Below are 13,303 nucleotides of genomic sequence, written 5' to 3' on the forward strand. Positions count from 1 at the left end.
CATGTAGAGCGGGTCTAACATGTATGAATCATATATGCAACCATGGGCCGCATGGCTGCGGCCTGAGGCAGATAGGTGAAATTCGTGACCTGATCCGCTAGGGGCCAGAGTGGGTGTTAAACGCACTGCGCTCACTGGACTTCCAGGTGGGAGGGGGGGCCTGCGTGTCTCCGGGGACAACGCCGTGTGTGGCACGCTGGGGAATAGCGGTCCGGATACCCTCACCCTGTCCCTCTCCCGGCGGGAGAGGGGATGGTGCGGAGTGGGAGCGCGGCCTCGAGGGCTACAGCTCCGACAGGAGGCGGCTCAGGTCGTCCGGCTTCACCGGCTTCACCAGGTGCAGGTCGAACCCCGCCTCGCGCGCCCGGCTGCGGTCCTCCATTTCGCCGTACCCCGTGAGCGCCACCAGCCGGATTCCCCGGCCGATCTTCGCCCGCAGCTCCTCGGCCACCCGGTACCCGTCCAGCCCCGGCAGTCCGATGTCCACCAGCGCCACCTCCGGCGTGCGCTGCACCGCCAGCTCCAGGCCCCTCAGTCCGTCCGCCGCCACCTCCACCCGGTGGCCCCACGTCTCCAGCAGCTCCTGCAGGGCCAGCCTCGCGTCCGCGTTGTCCTCCACCAGCAGGATGTGACGCCGCCGCTTCACCAGCTCCGGCAACACCACCACCTCCTCCGGGGAGTCCTCCGTCCGCGGATGCAGCGGCAGCCACACCACGAACTCGCTGCCCCGGCCCGGGCCGTCGCTGTGCGCCTCCACCCGGCCCCCGTGCATCTCCACCAGGTTGTGCACCAGCGTCAGGCCGATGCCCAGTCCGCCCCGCGTGCGCTCCAGCGACTCGTCCGCCTGGGAGAAGAGCTCGAACACCGAGGGCAATATCTCCGGCCGGATGCCAATACCCGTATCCTTCACCCGCACCCGCGCGCTCTCGCGGGTGTCTCCCGTTGGCACGCGCTCCGCCTTCACGGTGATGGCGCCACCCGCGTTCGTGTACTTCAGCGCGTTGTCCAGCAGGTTGGTGAACACCTGCACCAGCCGTGTCGTGTCCGCCTCCATCCACATCGGCACCGCCGGCAGGTCCGACTCCAGCGTCAGGTGCTTGCCCTCCGCCTGGGGGCGGAAGATGGTCAGCACCTGCTCCAGCACGCCCCGCAGGTCCACCCGCGTCTGGCGCAGCTCCACCTTGCCCCGCGTCAGCCGGCTCACGTCCAGCAGGTCATCCACCAGCCGCGCCAGGTGGTTCGTCTGGCGCTGGATGATGGAGACCATCTTCGCGTCCTTCGGGTCCGCGGGAGCCCGGCGCTCGAGGATGCCCGCCGCGGTGGTGATGGCCGCCAGGGGGTTGCGCAGCTCGTGCGCCAGCATGGCCAGGAAGAGGTCCTTGCGCCGGTCCGCCTCCGTCAGGTGCTCCGCGCGCCGGCGCAAGTCCTGCTCCGCGCGCCGCATGCGCAACAGCGAGCGCACCGTGGCGATCAGCTCCTCCCCCTCGAAGGGCTCGGTGAGGTAGGCGTCCGCGCCGCCCTCCAGTCCGCGCACCTTCTTGTCCGGGGTGACGTAGGTGGCCGAGGTGTGCATCACCGCGATGGAGGCCGTCTCCGGCTGGCCGCGCAGGCGCTGGCACACCTCGTAGCCGCTGATGTCCGGCAGCTTCACGTCCAGCACCACCACGTCCGGACGCTCCTGGGCCGCCAGCCGCAGGGCCTCCTCACCCGTGGCGGCCTCCAGCACGCGGTAGCCCGCCATCGTCAGGGTGCGCGTCGACAGGTAGCGCGTCGCCTCGTCGTCGTTGACGTTGAGAATCGTCGCGGAGAAAGTCAGCTCAGCCACGGCGGCTCCCTTCGCCCTTGTCGGTGCCCAGCCCCGTCTTGTGCAGCGCGTCCCGGATGCGCGTGATGGCGACCTCCCGGCTCAGCTTGTGCTTGGCCAGGATGGTGGAGGTTCCCTTCTCCAGCCGCTTGCGCTCCTCCTCCTGGAGCTGGCGCGAGGTGTGGAGGATGACGGGGATGTCGCGCGTGCGCGGGTCCGCCTTCAGCTCGTCCAGGACGTCGAAGGCCGTCATGTCCGGCAGCACGAAGTCCAGGAAGATGAGGTCCGGCGTCTTCTCGCGCGCCAGCCGGATGCCCTCGGGCCCGGTGCCCGCCTCGTCCAGGAGGTAGGGCGTGTCCTTGAGGAGCTGGCGCAGCAGGTAGCGGTGCACCTCGTCGTCGTCGATGATGAGCAGCTTCTGCACCGGGCCGCTGCGAGCCATCTCCGCCAGCTTGCGCAGCAGTTGCTCCTCGCCCACCGGCTTGAGCCAGAACTCGTCGGCGCCCAGCGCGCGCGCCTTCTGCTCCCGGTCCATGAGCGTCACCACCAGGATGGGGATGTCGCGCGTGGCCTCGTTGCTCTTGAGCTCGGAGAGGAAGCTCCAGCTCGTCTCGCCCTCCAGCATGACGTCCATCACCATGGCCGCCGGACGCACCCGCTGCAGCGTGCGGCGCGCATCCTCCACGGTGCGCACGGGCAGCACCTGGAAGCCCGAGCGTGACAGGTACTTCTCGTACAGGAAGAGCGTCTGCCGGTCGTCCTCCAGCACCATCACCGGGGCGCGGCCCGGCTCCAGGTGCTGGCTGCGCTCGGTGAGGCCCACCATCTCCTTCACCTCCGGATGCACCCGGGGCACGATGAAGGTGAAGGTGGAGCCCCGGCCCGGCGTGCTCTGCACCGTGAGGCTGCCGCCCAGGAACTCCGCCAGCCGCCGCGACAGCGCCAGCCCCAGGCCCGTGCCCTTCACCTGCTTCTGCAGGGGGCTTTCCACCTGGGTGAATTCCTCGAAGATGTGCGCGTGGTGCTCCGGCGCGATGCCGATGCCCGTGTCGCTCACCTGGAAGCACACCGTGTCCTCCGGCCCGTGCCTGGCGGACACCGTGACGTGGCCCTTCTCCGTGAACTTCAGCGCGTTGGACACCAGGTTGCGCAGCACCTGGCTCACCTTGGCCTCGTCCGTCTCCAGCTCCAGGTCCGCCGGCGGCTCCTCGAAGCGCAGCTCCACCGGCGAGTCCCCCGGCACCAGCGGCCTCATCATCCCGCGCAGTGCCCCCAGGAAGTCCCCGGCGCCGAACTTCATGGGCCGCAGCGTCGCCTTGCCGGACTCCATCTTGGAGAGATCCAACAGGTCGTTCACCAGCTCGAAGAGGGCCTCGCCCGAGGAGCGGATGAACTGCACCTGCTTCTGCTGCTCCGGGGTGAGCGAGCCGTTGGCGGGGTTGAGCAGCAGCCGCGCCAGGCCGAGGATGGAGTGCAGGGGGGTGCGGAACTCGTGGCTGACGTTGGCCACCACCCGGCTCTTGATCTCCGCGGCGCGCACCAGGCTTTCCGTCTTCTCGTCCAGCTCGGCGTGCAGGGTGCGCACGCCGCGGTTGGACTCCTCCAGCTCGCGGTTGATGCGGGCCAGCTCGTCCGCGCGCCGTTTGAGCTCGCGCTGCTGGCGCTCCGTCTCGCGGTGCAGCGCCGACAGCTCGCTCAGGGTCTCCGTCACCTGCGAGAGCGCGGCGGCGTAGTCCTCCGTCACCAGGCTGCCCACCAGCGCCGCGCCGCCCTCGTGCGGTGCGCCCCGGAAGGCGAAGGTGCGCGGCTGGCCCGCCACGCACAGGATGATTTCCCAGCGCTCCACCCGCTCGTCGCGGGACAGGGTGACGAGCTTGTCCACCTTGTCCTCGGTGCCCTGCGCCGCCAGCGAGCGCAGGGTCTGGCCGGGGCTGGCCTCGAGCAGCCGCGCGGCGCGGTCATCCATCCAGGAGAGGGTGCCGGATGCATCGCATACCAGCGCCACCTCGCGGCTCAGGAATTGCCACAGGGCGGCCGGTACGGACGCGGTCATGACTGCTCCTTTTCCAGGGCTGTCAGCCCCGTCGCCACCGTCACCCGGGGCAACTCCGAGAGGGAGACATCCCGGGCCAGCGCTGCCTCCAGCGCCTCCAGCAGCCCGCGGTAGCTGCACCGCAAGTCCCGGCGCGGCCAGAAGCCCGCGTACCACCGCACATGTTCCACGAAGAGCCCCGGCCGTTGTGCTCCGAGCGAGTCTATCAAGTAGGACAGTTGCAACAGCAACTCGTCTCCCAGGCGGATCTCCTGCCCCCGGGTGAGCGGCCCCTCGCGCGAGGCCAGCTCGCCGAGCGTCTGGGGCACCAGCCGGGGAAGGGCCAGGTGCACGGTGCGCGCGGGGCCCTCGGGCCACTCCAGCGCCAGCTCCGCCGCGCGCACGTACTCCAGGGCCTCGGGGGGCTGCGTCAGGCCCTCGCGCACCAGCGCGGCGTACAGCCCCTGGAAGTGCGCGGCGAGGTGGCGCGAGCACATGCCGCGAGGCACCAGCAGCCCCTGCAACCAGCGCGCGTAGCGCTCCATCACCCCGGCGTCCTTGGCCTCCAGGGCCTGCACCAGGTAGCGCACGTGGAAGACGGCGTCCTCGCCGCCGAAGCGCCGCGCCCGGTCCTCGCCGTAGCGGGCGAACCAGAAGGGGTCATCGTAGAGCTCCGAGACGGATGCCTCGGCCAGCCGCTGCGTGCGGCGCTCCACTTCACGGGCCAACGACTGCATGGCTAGACCTCGAACATCCTGCAGGCCGCGGCCACCAGCTCGCGCGCGTCCTTGCCGAAGAAGGGGACTCCCAATTCCGCCTCCACTCCGGGAACCCAGGTGAAGGCCAGCCCCCCTACGGCCATCGGTAGCGCCGGTGCCACCTCGCGCACGGCCGCCACCGCCTTGCGCAGCGCGGGGAGGTGGTACGTCATGGTGACCGAGAACGCCAGCAAATCGGGTTTCGACTCACGCACCTCGCGCACCAGGTGCTCGGTGGGAACGTTGGCACCCAAGAAGCGCACGTCGAAGCCCGACATCTCCAGGAAGTCGCTGGCCATGCGCGCGCCCAGCTCGTGCAGTTCGCCCTCCACGCACGTCACCACCACGCTGCGGCCATTGGGGGGGTCTCTCTGCAGGTGGCGGTAGAGGTGAGAGAGGGCCAGCTGGGAGATGGCGGTGGCCATGTGCTCCTGGGCCACGGAGATTTCATTCTCCTGCCACATCCGGCCGATCTCCCACTGGGCCCTCTGGATGACGTCCAGGTGCAGGGTGGTCAGGGGAATGCCGCGCAGGATGCCCTCATCCACGAGAAGGCGCAGGGCTTCACGGCGGTTTCCCGCGAGCTGTGCGGAGAGGTACGACGCGCGAATCGCGGCGATGGTGTCGGTGGTCAAGGTGAAGTCGCGATGGGGGGGACAGGGGCCAAGGTACTCGGGTCTGTTCACTCCAAGAAGCACGGGCTGCTCGATTTCCCAGGCAGTCAACAACGGCGTGCGGGAGGGTGCGTCCGGGGTCCCTGCTCGCCTGCTCGAAAGTTGGGAAAGCAAGGGGGAGGGAAGGCCCCGGGGAAGAAAAGCGCGGGGAGGAGGGAGGGGCGGTAACAGCCCGGGGCGGGCGCGGTGTTCCCTTCTCCGGCAGGAGGCCGCATGCGTTCCCCGACCCGCACCCCCGACTGGCTTCTCGAGAGGATCTCCCTGGGTGAGCTCCCCCCCGAGGAACTCGTCCGTGCCCGTGCCCGCCTCCTGGAGGAGCCGGACGGGGCGGCCCGGCTCGCCGCGCTCGAGGCGGATACCGCCGCCACCCTGGCCCGGCACCCGCCCGCCGACGTCGCCCGGTGGGTGTCCGCCAGGGCCCGCCGCTTCCATGCGCGGGGGGAGGGGCTGGCGCGCCGCTTTCCCTTCCTCGTCACCGCCCTCGTGCCGGCGCTCGCGGCGGTGGCGCTCGTCGTCCTCGTGCGGCCCCAGGGGGCCGGGCCGGTGGCCCTGGAGACGCGGGTGGAGGAGACGCGGGTGAAGGGCCTGGAGCCGCGGCTCACCGTTCATCGCCAGCGGGACGGGGCGGCCGAGGCGCTCGCGGACGGAGCGCCCGCGGCTTCCGGGGACGTGGTGCAGCTGGCCTACGTGGCCGCGGGCCGGGGCCATGGCGTCATCCTCTCGGTGGACGGACGCGGCACCGTCACCCTGCACGCCCCCGAGTCCGGTGTGGGCTCGGTGCCGCTGGCGCCCGCGGGGGCCCACGCGCTGCCCGGTGCCTATGCCCTGGACGATGCCCCGGGCTTCGAGCGCTTCTTCCTCGTCACCGCCGAGGCCCCCTTCGCCCTGGAGGAGGTGCTCGCCGCCGCCCGCTCGCTCGCTGGACGCCCCGGGGCGCGCACCTCGCCGTTGCCCCTGCCTTCGCGGTACATGCAGGCCTCCTTCACGCTGGAGAAGTCCTCCCCATGAGTGCCTCGAGAGTCCTCGCCCTCCTGTGTCTGCTGCTGGCCGCGCCCGCGCTCGCGGAGACGGGCCCGGTGCGGCGCCTGGCGCTGCTGGTGGGAGTCAACGACGGCGGGCCCGGGCGCGTGCGGTTGCGTTATGCCGTGTCCGACGCGCGCTCCTTCGACAAGGTGCTGGGGGAGCTGGGCGGAGTGGCCGCCGCGGATCGGCGCGTGCTGGTGGACGTGGGGCGGGCGGGGCTGCTGGAGGCGCTCGGGGAACTGCGCGCGCGCACCGAGGCGGCGCGGGGCTCGGGGGCCTCGCGCGTGGAGGTGCTCGTCTACTACTCGGGGCACTCGGACGAGGAGGGCCTGCTGCTCAAGGGCGAGCGCCTGGGTTATGGCGAGCTGCGCCGGGCCCTGAATGCGCTGCCGGCGGACGTGCGCATCGCGGTGTTGGACAGTTGCGCCTCGGGGGCCTTCGCCCGGGCGAAGGGGGGGACGCGCCGGCCCGCCTTCCTGGTGGACTCGGGCAACAAGGTGAAGGGGCACGCCATCCTCACCTCCTCGAGCGAGGACGAGGTGTCGCAGGAGTCGGACAGGCTGGGGGCCTCGTACTTCACCCACCACCTCATCTCGGGCCTGCGGGGCGCGGCGGATGCCACGAGGGATGGGCGCGTCACGCTCAACGAGGCCTACCAGTTCGCCTTCCACGAGACGCTGGCGCGCACCGAGAAGACGCGGGGTGGGGCGCAGCACCCGGCGTACGACATCGAATTGGCGGGCTCGGGGGACCTGGTGATGACGGACCTGCGGGCGACGTCGGCGGGGCTGTACCTCACCGAGGCGTTGGAGGGGCGGCTCTTCGTGCGAGACGAGGCGGGCACGCTGGTGGTGGAGGTGCAGAAGCTGGCGGCGCCGCGGAGCTGGGACTGGCGCCCGGGCGCTACCAGGTGAGGCGCGAGCTGGAGAGCGGGGCCTCCGAGGCGGGCTTCACGCTGGTGGAGGGGCAGCGCACCCCGTTGGCGGCGGCGAGCTTCCAGGCGATTCCGCTGGAGGCGACGGTGTCTCGCGGGGGGCCCGAGGTGGCGCCGGTGGCGCCCGGGGTGGAGCCGGCGCTCGTGAAGCCCGAGCTCCTGGCGGGCGCCGGACTCACCGAGGCGGAGGGGCTGTACCGGATGCGGAGCTACACGCAGGTGCCGGTGTCGCTGAGCCTCATTCCGCGGTTGAGCACCAACGTGCCGAGGCCGCCGGGCGGGTGGGTGGAGAACCAGCTCGCGTTCGGCGTGGTGAATGGAGGGCGGGCGGTGCGGGTGAGGGGAGCGGCGCTGTCGCTGGTGGCCAACTGGTACGAGGAGGAGGCCCATGGCCTGTTGATGTCCTCGGGCTTCAACGTGGTGAAGAAGGAGGCGAGCGGGCTGATGGCGTCCCCGGCGGCGAACATCGTGCTCGGGGAGGTGGAGGCGTTGCAGCTGGCGGTGGGGGCGAACGTGGCGGGAAGGGATGTGTGGGTGGGGCAGGCGGCGGCGGGGGCGAACGTGGCCGCGGGCTCGGTGTGGGGCGTGCAGCTGGCGGCGGGCGGCAACGTGACGGGAGGGAGCTTCAGTGGAATCCAGGGGGCCGCGGGCCTCAACGTGGCGCGAGGGGACTTCGCGGGCCTGCAGGGAGCGGCGGGCGGGAACGTGACGGGCGGCTCGGTGCGGGGCGTGCAGTGGGCGGCGGGCTTCAACCGCGCGGGCGACGTGATGGGCGTGCAGGCGGCGCTGCTGAACGTGGGGGGGGACGTGACGGGCGCGCAGCTGGGCCTCGTCAACGTGGCCCGGGTGGTGACGGGCGTGCAGCTGGGCCTGGTGAACGTGTCCGAGGAGGTGAAGGGCGTGCCGCTGGGGCTGCTCTCCTTCGAGAAGAAGGGGCAGTTCCACGTGGAGCTGTACGGCAGCGACATCCAGCTCACCAACCTGGCGGTGAAGTTTGGAGGCAAGTACGTGTACACGGCGCTGCTGGGGGGCATCGGGCCGGACGACCGGTTGGAGCGCTTCAGCCTGGGGCTGGGGCTGGGGGTGCACGTGCCGCTGGGCGAGCGGATGTGGCTGGATGGGGACGTGGCGGGCAGCACGGTGCTGCGCGTGAGGGATCCATTCGCTGGCGGCTCGAACGTGCTCGGCCAGGGGCGGCTGATGTTGGGGGTGCAGCTCTTCCAGCGCTTCGCCTTCTTCGGTGGGCCCACCTACAACGTGTACCTGGCGGGGAGCGAACGGGACCGATACGCGCTCACCACGCTGCCCTCGCGGGAGGAGTGGCTGTCCGAGACCACCACGGTGCGGTACTGGCCCGGCGTGCAGCTCGGCATCCGGATGTGAGGACGGGGCGGCCTACTGCGCCGGGCCCAGGAGGAGCAACCCCTCGCGAGCCAGCTCCAGGAAGAGCGAGGACGGGCAGCCGAGCTCCGCGCGAAGCCATGCAACGGAGTGCTCGCCGGTGCTGGCCCGGAGGACGCGGCCGCGCATCACCTCGAGGCCGCTCGGGACGACCTGACCGGGGCTCACGCTGGTGAGGAGCAGGTAGCGCTCCTCGTCCGGCAGGTTCTCCGGCAGGGTGATGGCGCCTCCCGAGCGGAGCAGCATCCGCGGCTCCATCCGGAAGGGAAGGACATGGCACCACGGGCCGAGCCTTGGCCGGGCCTGCTCCAGTGCGGCTCCCTCCGGCGGCACCTCGGGTGCGGCGGGCATGGCCAGCCCCGACTTCCCCAGCTCGAGCAGGGCCAGCTCCGCCTCCAGCAGCTCGGCGAGGGGCGGGTGCACGAGCTCGCCCGAGCGCAGGAGTCCCAGGAGGAACCCGGCGAAGCGCCGCGCCTCGCGCACGTACATGACGCTGGTGGGGGGGTGCTCCCTCCAGTAGCGCTGCACGAGGGGCTGGAGCTTCGGGTGGGCCATGGCCTCGCTGGTGCGAGGCAGCGTGTTGGTGAGCATGCTCAGCCGGTTGGCGCGGTGGAGCAGGGTCGTCACCTTCATCCCCGCGTCGCGAGCCAGGGCGTGCAGCCGGCGCCGCTCGCGCTCCGTCAGCTCGAGGCCCACGAACCGGGCGGGTAGCTCCTGTTCCGGGAGCGCGGCCATTTCCGCCCGTAGCGCGGGGGACATGACGAGTGCGGAGAGTGCCCGTTGGAAGCCCGCCAGGGACATGACTCAGGGCCTTCCGCCGTGGCGCTCCAACACGCCGCGCAGCCGCCGCAGCTCGCCCAGGAGGATGTCGGTGCCGAGCAGGGGGGCGTAGTTGCCGAACATCTCGAAGACGACGCCTCCCAGATTGGGCAGCCGCGGCAGCACCTGCTCCAGGAGCTCCCACACGGGCTCGGGGCACGCGCCCGAGTGCGCATCCAGGTAGAAGCCCTCCCACTCGTAGCCGCCGGCGATGTGCAGCTCCACCACCTGCGAGAGGTCCAGCGCCTCGAGGAAGTCGAGCGGCGAGAAGCCGTGGTTGCGCGCGTTGGTGTGGAGGTTGTGCAGGTCCAGGAGGAGCCCGCTGCCGGTGCGCTCGCCCAACCGTTTCAGGAAGGCTGGCTCGCTCAGCTCCTGCTCGGGGAGCTGGTAGTAGAAGACGTTGTTCTCCAGGAGGAAGGGGGCGTCCACGGCCTGCCGCACCTGGGCGACGCGTCCGGCGAGCAGCTCCAGCGTGTCCTCGTCATACGGCACGGGCAGCATCACCCCGAGGTCCATGTGCTCGCCGGGACCGTGGGGCAGGCGGGTGAAGGACAGGTGCTCGCTGAGCCAGGCGAAGTGGTAGCGCCGTTGCCAGCGAGCCAGCTGGGCGACGTAGTCCGGGGAGAAACCGCCCTCGGCACTGCCCAGCGACATGCCCACCGAGTGGGCGACGAGGGGACGGCGCGCGGCCACCCAGTCCAGCAGCCGCAGTCCCTCGGGGTTCTCCCGGAAGCGCAGTGCCCCGTCGGGGCCGTGCTCCTCGGTCCAGAAGATGTCCGGGATGACTTCCAGGAAGTCGTAGGCCTCCAGGTGCTCGCGCACGAACTCGCGCAGCGAGCCCTGGTAGGACAGTCCGACGCCCAGCCTGGCCCGGCGCTGGCTCAAGGGGCTACAGGTCGCCGGCCAGCAGGTTCTGGAACTGCGCGTTCAGCACCGTCGGGTCCGCGCCCGAGGCGCAGGTGGGGCACTCCTCGGTGGGAACGAGGACCACCCCGCCGCCTCCCGTCACGGTGTCCAGAAGGTCGTTGTCCAGCTCACAGGTCTCGGGAATGGAGGGGGTCGTGGTCATGCACTAATAGTAAAAAAAGACAGTCCTGGCGGTCAAGAGCACCCCGGAAGTCTGGTGCTGGCGGCGGTACCGGGAGGTGCTGTGGTGCCGGGCAGTTTGGGGTAACTCACCCCCATGCGCATCTGCACGGGGCTCGGATTGCTGGGCGGGTTGTTCCTGCTTGGGTGGGTGGCCCTGGCGGTCTTCTTCTGGCGCAAGGAGCGGGAGGCCAGCCGCCGCCACAAGGAGCAGCTGCGGTTGCTGGGCACCGAGGAGCTGCTGTCGCGAGCTCGCAACTGGGGGCCGATGAACCGTCACGCGGAGTTGCCGGCGGTGGTGGAGTTCCGCGCGCTGCTCGAGCAGCACCGCTACGAGGAGATGCTGTTGGGCTGGAGAGCGCTCACCTCGTCCCTGTTCGCCCTGGAGGAGCACGTCTCCACTGGGGGCCCCCAGGTCTACGACAGCGATGCCTTCCGGGTGCTGCGGGACTACGTGGAGGTCCTCCACGAGCGCCAGCAGCGAGGGGAGTAGCCGGGGGACGTGCTCGCTGGGCTCAGTTGTCGCGTGGAGTCGGGAGGGCGTTCGAGCGGAGGAACGCCGCCACGCGCTCGACGGCGTTGCGGCGGATGCTCGTGTAGAAGAGCTGGTACTCCACGGGGTGGTAGTTGCCCTCGCCGAGCGAATGGTCGAGCAGCCGGCTCATGAAGTCCCGGGGCATGTCCGCGCGGATGAGGACCTCCAGCATTCCGTCCTTGCACTGGGCACCGGTGAGGCCGGGCATCACCTGGGGAGGAGTCGCATCGAGGAACACGGCGCCTTCGTTCCGTTCCGGGGATGCGGGTTCCGTGTCGTGCCGCCAGGTCAGGGGATTCACGCAGAGGAAGGGCCCCGAGCGGGACGCCGCGTGGGGGACGGGCTCCCGCAGATGGATGCGCTCCGTGGAGTGGGCGGCCCGTGCGTTCCAGCTGATGACGCAGCCGGTCTGCTCCGGCGAGTCGCAGAAGGGGATGTCGGGAAGGTCCTGGCGGAGAGTGCTCTCGGCCAGTGGGATTCCGGGGAGATACGCGGCGACGAGCTGGTTCCGGAGTGGGGTTCCGCTCACGGCCTCGCGCAGGAGGCGCCTGGCATGCGCGGTTCCCTGGCTGTGCGCCGCGAGGATGAAGGGCCGTCCGCGGTTGTGGTGCTCTCGCCAGTAGCGGAACGCGGTGGCGACGTCCTGGTAGGCGAGGTCCAACGCGGCCTGGCCCTTTTCCACCTGCCCGGTGAAGGCGGTCATGTTGGCCTGCCGGTACCGGGGCGCGTAGATCGCGCAACAGGCGTTGAAGGCACTGGCTTGAATGAGTGTCGCTACCCGGTCGGTGGCTTCGTTGAGGGTGGAGTCATCGACGGGGCCATTCCACTCGCCGCCGATATAGGTGGTGGGGTGGATGTAGAAGACATCCACGGGAGCCTGGGATGGCTCGACGGCCGTGCTCGAGGGGGGCACCGTGTCCGCGAGATCCTGGAGCTCGGGAAGCGCGCTCCAGGCGGAGGGCTGGGTGTAGTCGGGGGGAGCGGGAGCACGCGCTTCGCTGAACGGAGTCCTGGGGGTGACCGACCACAGGAAGATGGGCGAGAAGTTCATCCCCAGGAGCACCAGCAGCAGGGTGCAGGCCAGGAGCGTGGTGGCGAGGATACGCGGGAGCTGGGTCCTCATGATTTCACCCGTACCGATTGCATGCGGCCGATCCTCACGCTTCTGGGATCTCCGGTACACCCCCCCTGCCGCCCCTGGCGTTCAAAGGTAGGTGGCTGCCTGCTTCAGCGCGCTCGCGGCCTCGGCACCATGGGCCACCTTTTCGTGCGAGACGATGAGCCGGACGAGCCCGGGGAGCTGGGCGAAGCGCTCGAAGTCCGCCCGGAGTGCCTTCTTGTCCTGGACGAACATGAGCTTCACCAGGCGGGACACGCGAGGCCCTGGCGCCGAGCCCAGCACCGTGGTGAAGAACCAGCCGAGCGGATCCTTCTTGCGGTCCATGTTGAAGAGGCAGTCGTTGAGCACCAGCGTCAGCCCATCGCTCGAGCGAACGAACATGGCCCCTTCACCCGCTTTCACGCCGTGCAACATCTCCAGGCGGACCGTGTCGTCGGCGGGAAAGTCCTCGTAGGTTCCGTCGACGGGGACGACCTCGGCGATGGCCTGGCGGCCGCCACTCGGAGCGAACACGCGCAGGGTGGGGTAGCGCTTTTTGTAGGCGGGGGCGTCCAGGAGGTGGAGACGCTGAACGCTGTGGGTCCAGGTTCCTGATTCGACAGTTCCGGCGGTGTCGGGGGGTGAGCAACGCGGGTTGTCTTCGCCGCGCGAAAACGGGCTCCGACATTCAGGGGCTCGGGCCAGTCGTGCCGGGTCGTAGCGCTCGATTGGGAACGGTGTTCTTCAGTGCGGACCAACCTGGAGGCTGAGGCACGAGCGCTTGGTTCTCCGGTTGCTCATCTTGGGGGGCCTGAGTGGTAGCAGGCATGGCGTGGAGTTCATGAGCGAGGCACGCTGGGCTGTGGCTCGAGGCGATTGGTCCTCGATGACGGTGCCTGGAAGAGGAAGTCGGAGAAGCGTGTTGACTCCCCACTCGGTGGTGGTAGAAGCCGCGCCCCCTCGGACGGAAAAGCGAAGCCGCACTGGCGGTGGGATGATCCGGACGGGCTGAAGAAGGAATACGGGGTCGGCAGTGCGGAGTTGACTCCCAACGCGGCGGTGGTAGAAGCCGCGCCCCTCGACAAGGCGGAAGCCGCAACGGCGGCGAGGCCAGGTTGGCGGGGAGAGTCGACGAAGA

The 13,303-nt window shown here is 70.3% G+C and carries 14 protein-coding genes; 5 read left to right on the forward strand and 9 right to left on the reverse strand.

Translation table 11 applies throughout. The annotated features are described in order from the left end of the window. Positions 1-283: 283 nt before the first annotated feature. The 4 genes from Q664_RS20500 to Q664_RS20515 are packed head-to-tail and all read right to left on the reverse strand — an operon-like array spanning position 284 to position 5,229. A complete protein-coding gene (locus Q664_RS20500) occupies positions 284-1,825 on the reverse strand; it encodes a response regulator (RefSeq protein ID WP_052518430.1) in 1,542 nt (513 codons plus the stop codon). Then, positions 1,818-3,857 carry a hybrid sensor histidine kinase/response regulator gene (locus tag Q664_RS20505; protein WP_043398109.1) on the reverse strand — a complete coding sequence of 680 codons (2,040 nt, stop codon included), beginning with the start codon at positions 3,855-3,857 and terminating at the stop codon, positions 1,818-1,820. Before Q664_RS20505 ends, Q664_RS20500 begins: the two co-directional genes overlap by 8 nt. Further along, positions 3,854-4,573, reverse strand: a complete 720-nt coding sequence (locus Q664_RS20510) for a hypothetical protein (protein WP_052518432.1) — start codon at positions 4,571-4,573, stop codon at positions 3,854-3,856. The genes Q664_RS20505 and Q664_RS20510 overlap by 4 nt, the downstream gene beginning before the upstream one ends. A gap of 2 nt (positions 4,574-4,575) precedes the next feature. Continuing rightward, positions 4,576-5,229, reverse strand: coding sequence for a cobalamin B12-binding domain-containing protein (locus Q664_RS20515; RefSeq protein WP_043398147.1), 654 nt, complete (start codon positions 5,227-5,229; stop codon positions 4,576-4,578). Positions 5,230-5,481: 252 nt separating this feature from the next. Here Q664_RS20515 and Q664_RS20520 point away from each other — a divergent pair, with 252 nt between their 5' ends. The 3 genes from Q664_RS20520 to Q664_RS62680 are packed head-to-tail and all read left to right on the forward strand — an operon-like array spanning position 5,482 to position 8,608. Next, on the forward strand, positions 5,482-6,276 hold the full coding sequence (locus Q664_RS20520; protein WP_043398110.1) for a hypothetical protein: 795 nt from the start codon (positions 5,482-5,484) through the stop codon (positions 6,274-6,276). Continuing rightward, a complete protein-coding gene (locus tag Q664_RS62675) occupies positions 6,273-7,205 on the forward strand; it encodes a caspase family protein (protein ID WP_326938715.1) in 933 nt (310 codons plus the stop codon). The genes Q664_RS20520 and Q664_RS62675 overlap by 4 nt, the downstream gene beginning before the upstream one ends. After that, the gene (locus Q664_RS62680) at positions 7,202-8,608 is read left to right on the forward strand and encodes a hypothetical protein (RefSeq protein WP_326938716.1); all 1,407 of its coding nucleotides are present in this window, start codon (positions 7,202-7,204) and stop codon (positions 8,606-8,608) included. The genes Q664_RS62675 and Q664_RS62680 overlap by 4 nt, the downstream gene beginning before the upstream one ends. 12 nt (positions 8,609-8,620) lie before the next feature. On the opposite strand, the gene Q664_RS20535 is transcribed toward Q664_RS62680, so the two are convergent. The 3 genes from Q664_RS20535 to Q664_RS20545 are packed head-to-tail and all read right to left on the reverse strand — an operon-like array spanning position 8,621 to position 10,514. Next, positions 8,621-9,427 carry a hypothetical protein gene (locus Q664_RS20535; RefSeq protein ID WP_043398115.1) on the reverse strand — a complete coding sequence of 269 codons (807 nt, stop codon included), beginning with the start codon at positions 9,425-9,427 and terminating at the stop codon, positions 8,621-8,623. Between the two features lie 3 nt (positions 9,428-9,430). Further along, positions 9,431-10,330 (reverse strand): MbnB/TglH/ChrH family RiPP precursor modification enzyme, encoded by a 900-nt coding sequence (locus tag Q664_RS20540; protein ID WP_052518433.1) that lies wholly within the window; start codon positions 10,328-10,330, stop codon positions 9,431-9,433. Between the two features lie 4 nt (positions 10,331-10,334). Further along, positions 10,335-10,514 carry a hypothetical protein gene (locus tag Q664_RS20545; protein ID WP_043398118.1) on the reverse strand — a complete coding sequence of 60 codons (180 nt, stop codon included), beginning with the start codon at positions 10,512-10,514 and terminating at the stop codon, positions 10,335-10,337. A gap of 114 nt (positions 10,515-10,628) precedes the next feature. Between Q664_RS20545 and Q664_RS20550 the strand changes: the two genes are divergently transcribed. Next, positions 10,629-11,024, forward strand: a complete 396-nt coding sequence (locus Q664_RS20550; protein ID WP_043398121.1) for a hypothetical protein — start codon at positions 10,629-10,631, stop codon at positions 11,022-11,024. A gap of 22 nt (positions 11,025-11,046) precedes the next feature. On the opposite strand, the gene Q664_RS20555 is transcribed toward Q664_RS20550, so the two are convergent. Together Q664_RS20555 and Q664_RS20560 are read right to left on the reverse strand one after the other, a co-directional pair. Further along, positions 11,047-12,189 (reverse strand): DUF3089 domain-containing protein, encoded by a 1,143-nt coding sequence (locus Q664_RS20555; protein ID WP_052518434.1) that lies wholly within the window; start codon positions 12,187-12,189, stop codon positions 11,047-11,049. 81 nt (positions 12,190-12,270) lie between these two features. Next, positions 12,271-12,699 (reverse strand): hypothetical protein, encoded by a 429-nt coding sequence (locus Q664_RS20560; protein ID WP_235216788.1) that lies wholly within the window; start codon positions 12,697-12,699, stop codon positions 12,271-12,273. Between the two features lie 342 nt (positions 12,700-13,041). On the opposite strand from Q664_RS20560, the gene Q664_RS61045 reads away from it, so the two are divergent. Next, on the forward strand, positions 13,042-13,303 hold a 262-nt coding region (locus tag Q664_RS61045), incomplete at its 3' end, for a hypothetical protein (RefSeq protein WP_235216789.1).

It is taken from the genome of Archangium violaceum Cb vi76, from assembly GCF_000733295.1.
Lineage (GTDB): Bacteria > Myxococcota > Myxococcia > Myxococcales > Myxococcaceae > Archangium > Archangium violaceum.